The sequence below is a fragment of the Yoonia sp. KMU-150 genome, assembly GCF_056858355.1.
Window position 1 is genome coordinate 2372579 of record NZ_JBXEQF010000001.1, and the last position, 13655, is coordinate 2386233.

Sequence of the window (13655 nt, forward strand, 5' to 3'; positions counted from 1 at the left end):
TTGCCATTGACCGCCAACCGACCGCCTGTCCGGCTCGTGCATCTGGGGCTCGGGGCATTTTCCCGCGCCCATCTGTGCAGCTATCTGCAGGACCTCGGCGGCTGGGGCGTACTTGGCGTCAGCCTGCGATCCGCTTCGGTGCGTGATGCGATGGCTGCGCGCGACTTTCGCTATACCGCGGCGGCGTTGACGCCCGAAGGTCTTGACTTGCGCCAGATCGATGTGGTGCGCGGGGTTCTTGTTGCGCCCACGGATCCCGCAGCCGTAATCGCGGCCATGGCCGATCCCGCCGTCAGCACGGTCAGCCTGACCGTGACCGAAAAAGGCTACTGCCACGACCCCGCGACCGGCACCCTGAACCTCGATCATCCCGATATCCGGCACGACATCGCGACCACCCTGCCCCGCAGCGCCGCGGGCTTTCTGGTGCGCGCCCTTCAGACGCGCCGCACCGCGGGTCTCGCCCCGTTCGCCGTCCTGTCCTGCGACAACCTGCCGGACAACGGCGCCCTGACACGCGCGGTCACGCTGGACCTCGCCCGCCGCATCGATCTGGCGCTGGCCGACTGGATCGCCGCAGAAGGGGTTTTTCCCTCCAGCATGGTCGACCGGATCGTGCCGGCAACCACGCCGGACGACATCACCCGCATCGCACGCCAGTCCGGCGAACCGGACGCGGCACCGGTCCTGCACGAACCGTTCCGGCAATGGGTCGTGACGGACGATCTGCCCGACGCTTGCCCCGATCTCGCCGCCGTCGGCGTGCAGGTCGTGCCGGACATCGCGCCGTTCGAACGCATGAAGCTGCGGATGCTGAACGGAGCGCATTCGGCACTGGCCTATCTTGGCCTTGCGGCAGGCTTCGAGACCGTCGCGGCGGCGGTCGCCGATGATACCGTCGCGACCTATCTGCGCCGTCTCTGGCGGAACGAGATCATCCCGACGCTGGCCCCGCCCCCCGATACCGATCTCGAACAGTACGCCGAAACGCTGCTGGCCCGCTTTGCCAATACCGGCATCCGGCACCGCCTGTCACAGATCGCCATGGACGGCAGCCAGAAGCTGCCGCAGCGCCTACTGTCAACGATGGGCGACAGGCTCGCGGTGAACGGCAGGATCGACGACCTCTTGCTCGCCGTCGCGGGCTGGGTCGCGTGGACAGAGCACATCAGTGACGCAGACGACCCCATGGCAGACCGTCTGCGCACCTGCCACGCCACCTCGCCTTCGCAGACGATCGACAACATCCTGTCGCAAACGGCGATCTTCGACCCCACTCTCGCCGCCCGGATCAGGGCGCCGCTGACACAGACCTACGCCGACCTGCGCACACACGGCGTTTCGCAAGAACTGCGCCGCTTTGGCTGAAACACGAGTGATGTAAAAAACGACCGGATCTCCCAGCGTTCTATCTTCAAACATGCATTGAGGATTATCTGGTGCCCCCACACTGTAAGTCGGTGAAAAAAATTTCCCCGCTCTCGCACATAAACTCCAATTTCTTTAAGCAATTTGCCTTCATCGTTGTGGCGAGGACAAAAACGCCTCCGTTCGAAACGAAATATTGAGCACATTACGTACCGACAGAATCTATGGCCGATCTTACCCACGTGGACAGACCGACTACCTGCGAATGCAGTGTTATAATATCTACACTGCGGTGATCCGCTGCAAAAACGCCCGACAACTGCGCGAATGGTCCACGAACTTCATTCGCGCCGCAGGAGATTTCAGAAAAAAGATTGGCACGCGGACGGTGCTGACGGTTTTCGAGCAGGACGCCGGCGATTACAACGATTGCAAGAAATCCCGGTACCGGACTGACGATATCGACACGAACCACGCAACAAGCAGATCCGCTATGTCCAACAGATGATAGAGGCTCATTACGAAGACATCCGCCTGCCGCGCAGTAGGCGGTCGAGCCCGTTCAAAGACATCAAGGCTGAGATCGCTGCCTTTGAGGCGAGCGATCAGGTAATTCGCCGCCCGGCGCTTCCTGAAACCTGGCTAAACTGATCGGCGAGCGGATTCGCGAGCAGCACAATTAAAAAGAATCCGACATCGCAATCATTTCTGCGGACTGCGGCGACCGCGGCACGGAAGTTTACGACATAACGACAGAAGATATTCACTTGGATCACGAGATTCCACATTTCATGATCAAGGTCGTCCTAGGGCGATCGCTCTTACGTCTGCAAACCGATCGGTATGCGACTTCATGGCGATCTGCTCAGCCTTGAAACGATGTAGATGGGCAGATACTTCTCGCCGTCTTCCCACTCCGTTATGATCCGGACCACGAGCACCGTTGCTGTATCAATCCATGCCTTTTTCCGGTCGTTCATTTTCTATTTCGAGTTAGTCTCGAAGAATGTCAGGCAGATGCTTTTGCAAAAGAAATCAACTGAACTGTTGTCAGGCTCACTGCCGAGCAACGAGGGCCCAAAGGGCTATCCAAAGGAGATTTCCGTGCCCGATCCAGACCTTAACCAACTTGCCAACTCGCCAGCTACATGATCGGCATTCTTTTGTCGGACGACACACTCCCATACGACGGCTACCCGCCATCCTGATTTGATCAACGCAGCCTCCACTTCAGCGTCACGTCGAATGTTTCGCTCGAATTTCGCCGACCAAAATTCGTGACGAGTCTTCGGTGTCGTCGCTCTATCGCAGCCTTCATGCCGATGCCAAAAACAACCGTGTACGAAAACGACGGCTCTGAACTTAGGAAATACCAGATCCGGACTTCCGGGCAGCCCAGAAACGTTCAGACGATATCGCATGCCCATCGCGTGCAAACGTCGCCGAAGTTCTATCTCGGGCTTTGTGTCTCTTCGCTTCACGGATCGCATAATCCGCGAACGCGTTTTTTCGTCGACCGTGTCGTTCACGACAGATCGCCTTCTCCCGACATCATTCCCGCAGCGATAAATGCCCGTCGTGCCATTTCGAAGCCCATGGGTGCGGGCACGGCATCTCCGATCCACTTAGCCAAATCTTTGCGTTTGCCTGGCTCCCCGGATGAAACGAAGCCGTAGCCATCTGGAAACCCTTGAATGCGCGCGGCTTCTCTCGGTGTGACAAGACGACGGCGCAGTGGATGAATGAACCTGCCCTGACCTGGCGTACCGATGCCCGTGGTTATGGTCGGCGCAGGCCGATCGGGAAACATCCGACCGTAGACAGCCGTATAGGTAGTGCCGTCTTTGTGACAATCGGGCCGCTCGCTATTCGCAAGATTGTACTCGTCGTTGTCGAAGAGCCAATCGATACGGCGTTTGGTCTCCCTGGTTGGAACCGGCGACGTTTCGAACGGTTCTTGAGCAGTTTCGAGGTCAACAATATCACCGATAGCCCAAAGTACATCTTTGGTCTCTCTACTCCGAATGTCTGGCAGCTCGGCCTTCAATACATCCCTGCGAATGGCAGTCATGAAGTATCGTTCGCGGGTTTGAGGCCATCCGAGATCGTCCGCCCTGACGACATCCTCGAAAACTTCGTATCCGCAATTTTCGAACAGTTCTTTTGCCATACCGACGACGTCGCCGTGAGAAGCGGTCACGGTCCGGACGTTTTCGATGAGTACGATTTTGCTTTGAAGAGCTACAGCGGTGGCGACGGTACAAATGAACAGATCGTTTCTCGGATCGGCCCGACGCGTGTGGTTGTTCAGGTTGGAGTGTCCCTGACAGGGTGGACCGGCCAACAAAACATCGATATGTGGCTTCACCGCGAACTTGGAGTCTACGATCTCAGGAGGATACGTGAATTTCCAGCCGCCCGCCCTGCGCCGGACCTGATAATCGACGAGTGAAGAGACGCCTGCGTTGACCGCTTGACCAACATCCAGCGACCTCGACACGACACCCAAAGCACGCTCATCGGCATCGACTATTCGCTCGAGCCAAGCCCTCCGGTCGACCGCACGTGCGGCAAGTGATACACCTAGACTGAAACCGCCCGATCCACAGAACAAATCGATACAGCGCAACTTTTCGACAGACTTCACCTTTGGAAGGGGCGCGCCTCGAAGGAACGACAGCCACCAACGGCTCCAATCGTCCTCATCGCAATCAAGTTCCGTAAGATCCTCAAGCTCGAGCAGACCCTTCCCCACACGGCGATCGGAAGCAAACGCTACTTCAAAGTCCTGAACGATCAGCTCGATGTCTGCATCTTTCGCCATTGATCCTCCACGAACCGCTTTGCATCATCTGCATCGAGGGCTTCTACCATGACGTTCGCGGCCGCGCGACGCATCAATTTCACGAGATCACGGATTTCCGACTGAGAGAGCCGTTTTCCGCCGGTAGGCCCTTTGGGGTGCTGGAACTTGATGAACGCTGCCAGTATCGCGGGAAACTCGGAAGACATCTGTCGAAACACGTGGCTTCGCCAGAAATCGATGTCTCCGTAGGCGGCCAGTTCGTAGGCATCCAGGCTTTCAGGGTCGTAGGCCAGTTCGGCACGAATCCAGAGCCGATAATAAAACGTCTCGCGCGCACTGGCCGAAGTGAAGTTGAGCCTGTCCGGTATGCTATGACCACCAGCCTTGCGCGCGTACCTGCGTCTGATGAGTTCCCGACCGGGAACGGTCGCGACCCAGATCCAAAAATCGGGATCAGCCAAGGCGTCGTCCTTTGGCAACGTTTTGTGAATGATGGTCGACGCCAATGCTTCGAACCTATCATCGGATAGACGTTTGTCGTGCTTGCCGTCCACTCGATCGTAGAGGTCTTCAAGATCGGATATCATCGACGTAACGATGTTCCCCCAATCGATCTCGTCTCCCTCAGGCGCCACGTTCTCATCCAGTGCAGACAAAAGTTCTTCTTCGTTCCCGCCGTCTCTCCAGGCGGAATACAGTTGGCGGGCTTCGACGTCACTTAACGTAGGATATGGCATCAGAGTGTCCTCAAAAGATCGACATAGGATGTACGATGATGGATCAAAGCACGTAACCTTAGAGGATCGCGCACGATCGCCTTCAGATCGTCCAGTCGCATAGCTGATGTATCTCCCAGTTGTTCGAGGATCGTTGCAAGAGGCGTACCTTTGGGCACGTCGTCGATTTCCTGCAAATCCTGAGCTGCGAGCGTAAGGACCATACAAATTACCTCGGGCATTATGACCCCTTGTAGGGATCGTCCGTCCGTCGTCCTTTGCATCGCATTGTAAGCGTCTTCTGCTATCCAACATGTCGCCAGTGGTGCGCCGTCCTCCACCTCCAAAACCAACCGATCTGCATCGATCTCGACATGCAAAAGCGCACCTGCAGAACCTGTGTATTGTAGAGCTTCATGTTGGCTCATCTGGCGCAAATCGAAGGTGGATCGGATACTCCTAAGTCTAATCTTGAAATTTCGTTTAGCGATCCATGATCCTCGGCGCGACGGCCAACCAGGCTCGGCATCGTCGACGTCTTCCATCAAGACCAAAGCGATGCTCACGGCGAATTCGCGTCTGTGACCAAATTTACGGACGGTCTCTTCATCCAAGAACAGCTTTTCCGGGAGAGACTCTTCGATGGACCATCTTTGGTGCAAAACCCGGCGTTTGAACATCGGATCGCGCAATGTCATGACGAAAGCGAAGCGCTGCTCTTGACCAGCAAGAATTGACGATACGAGTTCCTGATCGATTTTTGGAAGTATCGCTACATGAAGGTCTTCGAAATCGGCAGGGTCGAGCTGAACGGAGTCTTCCGAAACTTCGAGTTCACGATCACCGACCAGCAAGGATGTGCCTTCTAGAATGTTTTCCAATTTAGATACTGCGAAAAAAGGTCTTGCTATTCGAGGCTCGGTTCGTCTCCACGCTTTCATCCGACTGCCTCCTCTTCGACCGGAAGAACTTCGGGCATAAATCTTAGGGTCCAGCCAGCATCGTAAAGATCGGAAACGAACTCGACGCAGATAGTCTCACCCGCATTTACTTTTCCCAAAAGGAACCCGTCCTGAAGCTCTTCCAGGGCGCTTTCGCTCGACCAAGTGAGACCGACCGGATCGGATGATGACAGGCCATCCTCCTCAGCCACCTGAAGCATCAGGCGAAACCGAAACCAGCGCTCCGTTTCGTACTTCTCGGCGAGCTTGATCTCTACCGACCCACGTGCCCGCAGGCTCCCCGATTCCAAGGCTAAGTGTGGGCCCTTTGGAACCAGCGATATAGGTGCGGCGCTAGGTCCGACTCCCGATCCAGGGCCCTTCGGTCCGACACCGAACCACGAGGCCAGGTCTCTTTCAAGTTTTGCGAGACGGCGAGGCCTTGAAGGTGCTGGAGGCTTGGCCTCATTTTGAAATCTTCGGAATTGTGTTTTGATGCGACGTATGACTGACCCTACGATCTCGGAAGCGGTGTGCGAGTGCTTTACAAGTCGCGTAGCGCCATTATCCCATCTACTGTGGTCTGGCGGTTCCGAAAGCTTCAAAAGAAAATCAACATCATCATGGGCGAGAAAACAGCCCACTGCCAGCGGAGCCGATGCCGAAGGGTACCAGTCACGATGATAGTCGACCACCATCAGGGGGCTTCGCACCAGTGCGACGGAATTCAGTCGGTTTTCGAATTCCTCACCCAGTGGATTCTCTTCTTCGCTGTCATCCAGAACTACCGCTCCTAAGTGGCCGAGTTCCAGACTTTCCGTCTTATTGAAGCGACGTCTCATCGCCTTTCCAGGAATGTCGGGTGTCTTTCCAATCGCACAGTCGAAGGCGTCGATGAACGGCTTTAGATGCACCCGTTTCTTCGGCATCGGTGATCGTTCCTCACCATCTTCCGCGACGATGGAAACGTCCAGCAACCGCTGCTGAATCCTTGGCCACCACCAATCTTCGATACCAGCCAGAAGATGAGCCTGATCGACACCGGCGTCGATCACCATGATCGAAGTTCCAAATTCGTCCGGCTCTCGTTCGAACCCAAGCTGTGCAGCCAGCTCCTGCGCTTGAGAGCCTTCGAAGGGAACGAAACGTACGCCCTTTCCTTCGACTTCGGTCGGGACGCCGAACCACGCGCGTCCCGTGTAGGACAAGCCTTCATGATCGTGCCCCTCTTGATAAGCACACCCCATCAGAAGGGTAACGGCAGCGCCTTTTTCATCTACCGTCTCGCTGAAAGCAAAAATCGTCCCCAAACGCGACGATGCGCTGTAGACGGCTTTACCGAAGCCATAGGACCCACCGGAACTTTCAGACATTTGGGCTTTGTCACTGCCACCCAAATCCATCAGCAACTTACGTAGGTTCGAGGAGGGAGATCGAGGATCTCCTTTCAGACCGGTCGTCTCGTAGTCGTCGATATATAGAAGATTGATTGGGCCTTCAGAAATCTGGAGAGCATTGCCGGAAACCAAACCCAGTCTTTGCGCACGATCCTTCATGTCGCCGAGGCCAGCGGCCTCTTCGAAAGACCGCCGCTGATCTCCCTCCAGTTTCGCAAACCGGAATTCGACTCGCACCGTTACGTTCGGTTCGATTGCGGCATCCACACTGTTCTGGATAGCTTCACGCGCAAGTGTTTCCGCTGGCTTCTTTCCCGAACCGTTGAAGATGCTTTGAAAGGCGTTCCCCGGCGCTCCGCCATTCAAAGGTGTTTCTTCATAATACCATTTCATGCTCGACCGAACCAATTCTTCTTGCGGATGCCGTTTCATCTAACTCATTAATTTTGCGGGAACCATGGTGGACCTTCAACGCGAAAGTTCCGGTTCTTACCGATTATTTTTCGGCATCGTGGTTCGACACGACCTTATGTCTGCCGCCCCACCCCGTAGAGGTAATCCCCAGTAATACGGATACCGGGCAATACGCCCCAATCGGAGACTGACGAATATCCAAACACGACCCCAACCTGAACCGAACCGACGACATTGATCCTGACCCGATGCGTAAAACCGAGGCCGTTATCCTTGGTTTCATGGCAGAAAACGACGGGAAGATACCGATCTGGCAACAGGTTAACGAGGTCGCTCGCACGTCGTTAACCTGCCTTGGCCCAGCAATATGCGACGTGAAGGAGCGCATGCTGGTGACGCAGAACAGACACGCGAACATCTCTGAGATGTCTGACGATCTGCGGCTGGCGCATGATCAGATATTCCAAACCGGTGGACCAGCACCCGGGCCGAAACGGCAAAGGCGGAGCTTCACAAGGCGCGGAAGACGTTCTCCGAAATCACCCAGGCTCTTGAAGGGCAGTAGCCCGTCTGACCAAGCGCGACAGCGTCCCTACGCTTATTCAGCCACAGCAAACACAGCCCAAAGCCAACCTGCCGGTAAATCCGGATGTCGCGTCAAACAGTCGGTCAAGGCGGAAGCCGACGACGCTGGAACCCTGGATCTTCTCGTTATCGGCCCGTTACATTTGACGCTGACGGTCCTTCTGAGTCACCTTGATCGGATCCGGTCGCCGGTCGGTATGCACCATCGGCAAAGCGCGATCCTTCGCTTTCGAGGATCATGCTTGTCGGTCTCGAGATCGAAACCCCACGAAGCGACCACCGTATCGATTGCCTGAACACAACGGTCAAACCGTTTGGAAATATCCGGCGCGTCATCGCATAGCAGCATCTTTCGACGCGCGGTACGCCGTCATCAACTCGGGGTTCGTCGTCTTGTCGAGCTTCTCCGACAGCGCATCGCTGTCCGCATTCCTGTCGATGGCCAACGCGCTCTGTCGTTCAACACCGAAAGAGAAATCACACATGCATAATGCGATGCCGCATCGACGCGCAGCTTACGGCGACGGTTGCCCTTTGCCGTCCTACTTTGTGTAGTCGAACGACTCCTTCTTCGAATAGACGAGGAGCTGTGCGTCTTGCAGTTCCTGAAAACTGGCGACTTCGCCAAGAATGAACTCGGGAGGTGGCCCAACCCTCTAGACGTGCAACGACGCAAGCTACTTGCGCCCCGCCTCGTCAAGGATCCGTGCGTCTTCAAGACTCTCTGGCCGTTCTTTTTCTTGCCGGGCGCGTTCTGTTTCGCTCTTGGCGCGCTCTTGTGCGAGTAAACTTCCATATGGCGTGAACCGACAACCATATGGCGTGAACCGACAACCTTCCACTGCGTTCCCCACTTTCGACTTGCGTTGAAGTGGAAAGGAAATAGGCAAAACTTGCAGGTGCGGAAAGTGGATTGAGCACCAGCCCCAAGAGCGGCTCAATACTTTGAAGAAGCGACTATGCGTGTTTCGAGATGCTTTCTGCGGGCTCTATACGCGCGCCAATCCAAGAGTCACTTACGCCGGAGTGGCGGTCTTGCGCGGACAGCGGCCGGAGAAACGCTCGCTACTTCTATAAAACCTCTCCGGTGTCTCTTGGCCGATCGTCCGCGACTCTCCATGAAACCCGCTTAACATCTCCGACGGTTCGGTGAAGCCGTTCCGTCCATTCTCCCGGAAACCCCGGCTTGCCTCTCCATCTGCAGGCGAGGAAAGGGAGTCCCACTCCCTGATCTCTCCCATATCGCATGTAGCAATTATCGCGCGAGGTTCAGAATACGATCCACGTATGGCTCCCGCATCAATTCCAGGCTCGCCGGACGAAACCCGAAGCTGATACCGCTACCCCTATTGTGCCGAAGACACAGGTGGGTTGTTTGACGCGCACCAAAGCGCATCAAAAAGAGCGGCATCAAACCCTAGGAGGCTCCCTATGACCAATATCCACAATCCGAATTCGCCCCAGCGAACATGTGACATGTCGCAACGGCGCAGATCAAACGCTTCACAGCGGAACACGAGGACACCCTTTTCGACTCAGCGGCATTGTTCGTCAGCAGTCGTGGCATCCATCTTCTCCACCAGATCGTCGCCGACGAAAGGCAATCTGCCAACATGAATATCGCCAGACTGGAATTCTTGGATATCGAGGCTTCCGGCCTCGAACCTGGCTGCTGGCCCATCGAGATCGGCGTGGCGCGCATCCGTCCTGACGGAAGGATCAAGATCAAGGCATGTTTGATCTGCCCCCGCCCGACTTGTCGCAAAGAGCTCTGATCCAACCGAGAGAACAAAAGTCCACTGTATTTCTCACCATCAATTCACTTGGTACATCCCACCGAGCAATCGGACTACTGGCAAACAGTGTGATCGTTTTCGACGCGCAGCAGCACGACGGCAGGTGGCTCGACACGCTTGCCGCGAAGATAGAATATCCACCCGTGTTCGCACTTATGGATTTCGATGCACCCAAGACGAGAGAGCCCGTGAGCCTCTTGAAGACCTCATCAAATCGTTTAGCACCCCGCCCCTGACACCTCGAACGGTCGCAATGCGATTGTACGAGATCGTTCACGCGCTCGCATCGGTGCCATTCGCGTTCATCGACATTCTTGACCAACAATGCCGCCTGAACGGCGCGATGGGCAACGCGATCGAGTACTACGTCCCCCGCCTCGTCGACATGAACGCACGGATCGTGCGGGCATCGACAACCGTTCAGGACGCTGGCGGCACGAAACGCTGGTCAGCCACATTCGTATGGGGCAAAAATCAGGTTCCTGGGCCACAAAATCTGCAGAAACCAGCATTCTATATATCTTGGACCTGACAGATGGTGCCCCCACACGGACTCGAACCGCGGACCTACTGATTACAAATCAGTTGCTCTACCAGCTGAGCTATAGGGGCACTGCGCGGTCGTTTATCGGCTCGGCCACATCCTTGCAAGAGGGCAAATCGCTATCGCGCGGCCCGCGCCAGCAGCGCTACGGCGGCCAGTCCGACCAGCGTGATCATCAGGGCCGCCGGGGCCGCCTCGGCGATGTTTTCAAGTGACGCCTTGGCATGCACGCGGGTCGCCAGCGTGTCGTAGCTGAAGGGGCGCAGCAGCAGCGTCGCGGGCAGTTCCTTCACACAGTCCACGAACACCAGCAGCAGTGCCGACCCGACGGAGGCGCGGACCAGCGGCAGGTGGATCGCCCGCAGCGTGCCCCCGGCGGACCGCCCCAGCGACCGTGCAGCCATCGGCAGGCTCGGTGCGACCCGGCCCAATGCGGCATCCGCCGTGCCCTGCGCGATAGCGAAGAACCGCACGATATAGGCGATCACCAGCGCCCCCGCAGTGCCGGTCAGGATCAGCCCCGGGTCGTGCCCCGTGACGACAAGCACCAAATCGGCCACGCGATTGTCGAGCGCCGCGAGCGGAATGAGAATCCCCAAGCCCAGCACCGCCCCGGGGGCTGCGTAACCAATGGCGGTCACCGGCATCAGCAGGGCCGGCAGGCGATGCCGCGACAGGCGCACACCATACACCATGAACACACCACCAGCCACGCAAAGGACGGCCGCAAGCCCGCCCACGGTCAGCGTATGACGCAGGGCGCGCAACAGGCCCGGTGCGGCCCATTGATCGGCATCCATCGCATGTGTCGCCAGAACGGCCACCGGCAACACGAAACCGCCCAGCACCGGAAACGTGCACAGCAGCGTCGCCGCCCATGCAGGCGCATTCGTCAGCCGGGTCCGTGTCACCGGGCGCATGTTGCGCGCAGCGCCGAAGAACCGGCTGCGCCGTCGCGACAGTTTCTCCAGCATCACCAGCAGCACGATCATCACCAGGATCACGCCCGAAATCTGCGCCGCCCCACCCAGATTGCCGCCCTGCAACCAGACACTGAAAATGCCGGTGGTCAGGGTCTGCACGGCGAAGTAATCGACGGTGCCAAAGTCATTCACCGTCTCCATCATCACAACGGCCACGCCAGCGGCGATCGCCGGGCGCGCCAACGGCAGCCCGACGCGGCGGAATCGCGCGAACGGCCCTGCCCCGAGCGCCCGCGCCACCTCGAACCCCGCGCCCGACATCTCGCGGAACGCGGCCCGGCTCAGGATATAGACGTAAGGATAAAGTGCGGCCGCCATCACCAGCGATGCCGCGCCCCGCGTGCGGATCGCGGGAAACCAATAATCGGCGGCACTGCTCCATCCCATCGCACCGCGCAGCGCGGTCTGCACCGGCCCCGCGTATTCCAGAAAATCCACCAGCGCATAGGCCCCTACATAGGCCGGCACCGCCAGCGGCATCAGCAAGGCCCACTCCAGCCAGCGCCGCCCCGGAAAGTCATACATCACCACGAGCCAGGCCGCGCCAGTGCCGATGCAGGCGGTCAGCGCCCCCACCGACAGCATCAGCACCACCGTGTTTTCCAGATAGCGCGGCAGCGTCGTGGCCCAAAGGTGGCCCCAGATGTTCTCCGTCGGGGTCAGCGCGAACCACAGCACGGCAACGATGGGCAAAAGCACCAGCACGGCGATCACGGCGGCCCCGACCGACCACGGCGCAAAGCGGGGCCGGAAGGCCCGGGGCGCGGATAACTGACGAATTTGCTCAGGCATATCGGTGTCGGGCTAACCGAAACCGGTTTAACTGTCCAGAAATACGACTATGCTGAACCTCAGGAAAATGCGCAGGTCAGGTCCCCCATGGAAATCGTCTATCATATTGGCGCCCATTGCACCGACGATGACAGGCTCCTGAAATCGCTGCTCAAAAACACCGAACTTCTCGCCCATGACGGCGTCAAGATTCCCGGCCCCGGCAAATACCGCCGCCTGATCCGCGAGACCATACAGGGGCTCGACGGGGCCGCACCCGCGCCCGACACCCGGTCGGTCCTGCTCGATGCGATCCTTGACGATGCGCCGACAGAGCGGCTCGTGCTCAGCAACCAGAACTTCATCTGCGTGCCGAACCGGATATTCGAGGATGGCGTCCTCTACGCCCAGACCGAACCAAAGCTGCGCGCCCTGCACGACATCTTCGCCGAGGACGATATCGAGATTTTCCTGGCGCTGCGCAATCCGGCGACCTTCATGCCGGCGGCCTTTGCGAAATCCGATCACGAAAGCTGGGACCAGTTTTCGCGCGGCATGCACCCCGCCGACATGCGCTGGTCCGACATTATTCGCCGGATCCGGCACGTCGCGCCCCGCTCGCAGCTGACCGTCTGGTGCAACGAGGATACGCCGCTGATCTGGGCCGAACTGATCCGCCGCATGGCGGGTGTCACCGCCAGCCAGAAGATCACCGGCGGCTTCGATCTGCTGGCCGCGATCATGTCGAAACAGGGGTTGAACCGGTTTCTCAACTACATGCGCGCCCACCCGCCCCGCACGGAAGCGCAAAAGCGCCGGATCATCGGCGCGTTTCTGGACAAATACGCCCTCGAAGACGAGATCGAGGAAGAAGTCGACCTGCCCGGCGCGACCGAGGCGATGATCGACGAATTGTCAGAGGCGTACGAAAACGATGTGGCTATGATCGCCACGATGCCGGGCGTGCATTTCGTCAGCCCCTAACGGGGTCGGCGGGCTACATGCCCAGCGCGGCCTTGTACATATCCAGCACCGCTTCTTCCTCGGCCAGATCGTTGGCGTCGCGCTTGCGGATCGCGATCACCTTGCGCAGCACCTTGGTATCATACCCCCGGCCCTTGGCCTCGGCCATGACCTCTTTCTGCGCGTCGGCGATGTCCTTTTTCTCCGCATCCAGACGCTCGAACCGTTCGATGAACTGGCGCAGCTCCTGACCTGCAACACTGGCTGTATCGACGACGTCACTCATTTCGGCGGCTCCTCTGGGCTGATGGAAAACTCGTGTTAGCCTGCGCTGTGACGGCCTGCAAGACTTGTCAGTTCCACCACCGCAG

The 13655-nt window shown here is 58.0% G+C and carries 11 protein-coding genes and 1 tRNA gene; 3 read left to right on the forward strand and 9 right to left on the reverse strand.

Features of this window, described 5'->3' with window-relative positions; genetic code table 11:
- The first annotated feature begins 6 nt into the window (after positions 1 to 6).
- A complete protein-coding gene (locus AC04PH_RS11870; RefSeq protein WP_483065947.1) occupies positions 7 to 1368 on the forward strand; it encodes a mannitol dehydrogenase family protein in 1362 nt (453 codons plus the stop codon).
- Positions 1369 to 2453: 1085 nt separating this feature from the next.
- Here AC04PH_RS11870 and AC04PH_RS11875 read toward each other — a convergent pair.
- From AC04PH_RS11875 to AC04PH_RS11900, 6 genes are all read right to left on the reverse strand, one after another.
- Positions 2454 to 2993, reverse strand: coding sequence for a very short patch repair endonuclease (locus AC04PH_RS11875; RefSeq protein WP_483065948.1), 540 nt, complete (start codon positions 2991 to 2993; stop codon positions 2454 to 2456).
- The gene (locus AC04PH_RS11880) at positions 2894 to 4192 is read right to left on the reverse strand and encodes a DNA cytosine methyltransferase (RefSeq protein WP_483065949.1); all 1299 of its coding nucleotides are present in this window, start codon (positions 4190 to 4192) and stop codon (positions 2894 to 2896) included. The genes AC04PH_RS11875 and AC04PH_RS11880 overlap by 100 nt, the downstream gene beginning before the upstream one ends.
- Positions 4165 to 4911 carry a DUF6339 family protein gene (locus AC04PH_RS11885; RefSeq protein WP_483065950.1) on the reverse strand — a complete coding sequence of 249 codons (747 nt, stop codon included), beginning with the start codon at positions 4909 to 4911 and terminating at the stop codon, positions 4165 to 4167. The genes AC04PH_RS11880 and AC04PH_RS11885 overlap by 28 nt, the downstream gene beginning before the upstream one ends.
- Entirely contained in the window at positions 4911 to 5831 is a 921-nt protein-coding gene (locus AC04PH_RS11890) for a hypothetical protein (protein ID WP_483065951.1), read from the reverse strand. Before AC04PH_RS11890 ends, AC04PH_RS11885 begins: the two co-directional genes overlap by 1 nt.
- Positions 5828 to 7660: a hypothetical protein gene (locus AC04PH_RS11895; protein ID WP_483065952.1), complete on the reverse strand. Its 1833-nt coding sequence runs from the start codon at positions 7658 to 7660 to the stop codon at positions 5828 to 5830. Before AC04PH_RS11895 ends, AC04PH_RS11890 begins: the two co-directional genes overlap by 4 nt.
- Before the next feature lie 899 nt (positions 7661 to 8559).
- The gene (locus AC04PH_RS11900; RefSeq protein WP_483065953.1) at positions 8560 to 8712 is read right to left on the reverse strand and encodes a hypothetical protein; all 153 of its coding nucleotides are present in this window, start codon (positions 8710 to 8712) and stop codon (positions 8560 to 8562) included.
- A gap of 1570 nt (positions 8713 to 10282) precedes the next feature.
- On the opposite strand from AC04PH_RS11900, the gene AC04PH_RS11905 reads away from it, so the two are divergent.
- Positions 10283 to 10555: a hypothetical protein gene (locus AC04PH_RS11905; RefSeq protein ID WP_483065954.1), complete on the forward strand. Its 273-nt coding sequence runs from the start codon at positions 10283 to 10285 to the stop codon at positions 10553 to 10555.
- 4 nt (positions 10556 to 10559) lie between these two features.
- Here AC04PH_RS11905 and AC04PH_RS11910 read toward each other — a convergent pair.
- Both AC04PH_RS11910 and AC04PH_RS11915 read right to left on the reverse strand, forming a co-directional pair.
- A tRNA-Thr gene (locus AC04PH_RS11910) sits at positions 10560 to 10635 on the reverse strand.
- Positions 10636 to 10686: 51 nt separating this feature from the next.
- Positions 10687 to 12342, reverse strand: a complete 1656-nt coding sequence (locus AC04PH_RS11915; protein ID WP_483065955.1) for an ABC transporter permease — start codon at positions 12340 to 12342, stop codon at positions 10687 to 10689.
- 87 nt (positions 12343 to 12429) lie between these two features.
- Here AC04PH_RS11915 and AC04PH_RS11920 point away from each other — a divergent pair, with 87 nt between their 5' ends.
- Complete coding sequence (locus AC04PH_RS11920; RefSeq protein ID WP_483065956.1) at positions 12430 to 13305, forward strand: hypothetical protein; 876 nt, start codon at positions 12430 to 12432, stop codon at positions 13303 to 13305.
- A gap of 13 nt (positions 13306 to 13318) precedes the next feature.
- Here the strand turns inward: AC04PH_RS11920 and AC04PH_RS11925 are convergent, their stop codons facing one another.
- Complete coding sequence (locus AC04PH_RS11925; protein ID WP_483065957.1) at positions 13319 to 13570, reverse strand: DUF2312 domain-containing protein; 252 nt, start codon at positions 13568 to 13570, stop codon at positions 13319 to 13321.
- Positions 13571 to 13655 lie beyond the last annotated feature (85 nt).

What these genes read in the sequence shown, in the direction of transcription:
- AC04PH_RS11880 (WP_483065949.1), bottom strand. Translation starts at nt 4,192, where the DNA reads ATGGCGAAAGATGCAGACATCGAGCTGATCGTTCAGGACTTTGAAGTA.
- AC04PH_RS11890 (WP_483065951.1), bottom strand. Translation starts at nt 5,831, where the DNA reads ATGAAAGCGTGGAGACGAACCGAGCCTCGAATAGCAAGACCTTTTTTC.
- AC04PH_RS11895 (WP_483065952.1), bottom strand. Translation starts at nt 7,660, where the DNA reads ATGAAACGGCATCCGCAAGAAGAATTGGTTCGGTCGAGCATGAAATGG.
- AC04PH_RS11915 (WP_483065955.1), bottom strand. Translation starts at nt 12,342, where the DNA reads ATGCCTGAGCAAATTCGTCAGTTATCCGCGCCCCGGGCCTTCCGGCCC.
- AC04PH_RS11925 (WP_483065957.1), bottom strand. Translation starts at nt 13,570, where the DNA reads ATGAGTGACGTCGTCGATACAGCCAGTGTTGCAGGTCAGGAGCTGCGC.
- AC04PH_RS11920 (WP_483065956.1), top strand. Translation starts at nt 12,430, where the DNA reads ATGGAAATCGTCTATCATATTGGCGCCCATTGCACCGACGATGACAGG.
- AC04PH_RS11885 (WP_483065950.1), bottom strand. Translation starts at nt 4,911, where the DNA reads ATGCCATATCCTACGTTAAGTGACGTCGAAGCCCGCCAACTGTATTCC.
- AC04PH_RS11900 (WP_483065953.1), bottom strand. Translation starts at nt 8,712, where the DNA reads ATGTGTGATTTCTCTTTCGGTGTTGAACGACAGAGCGCGTTGGCCATC.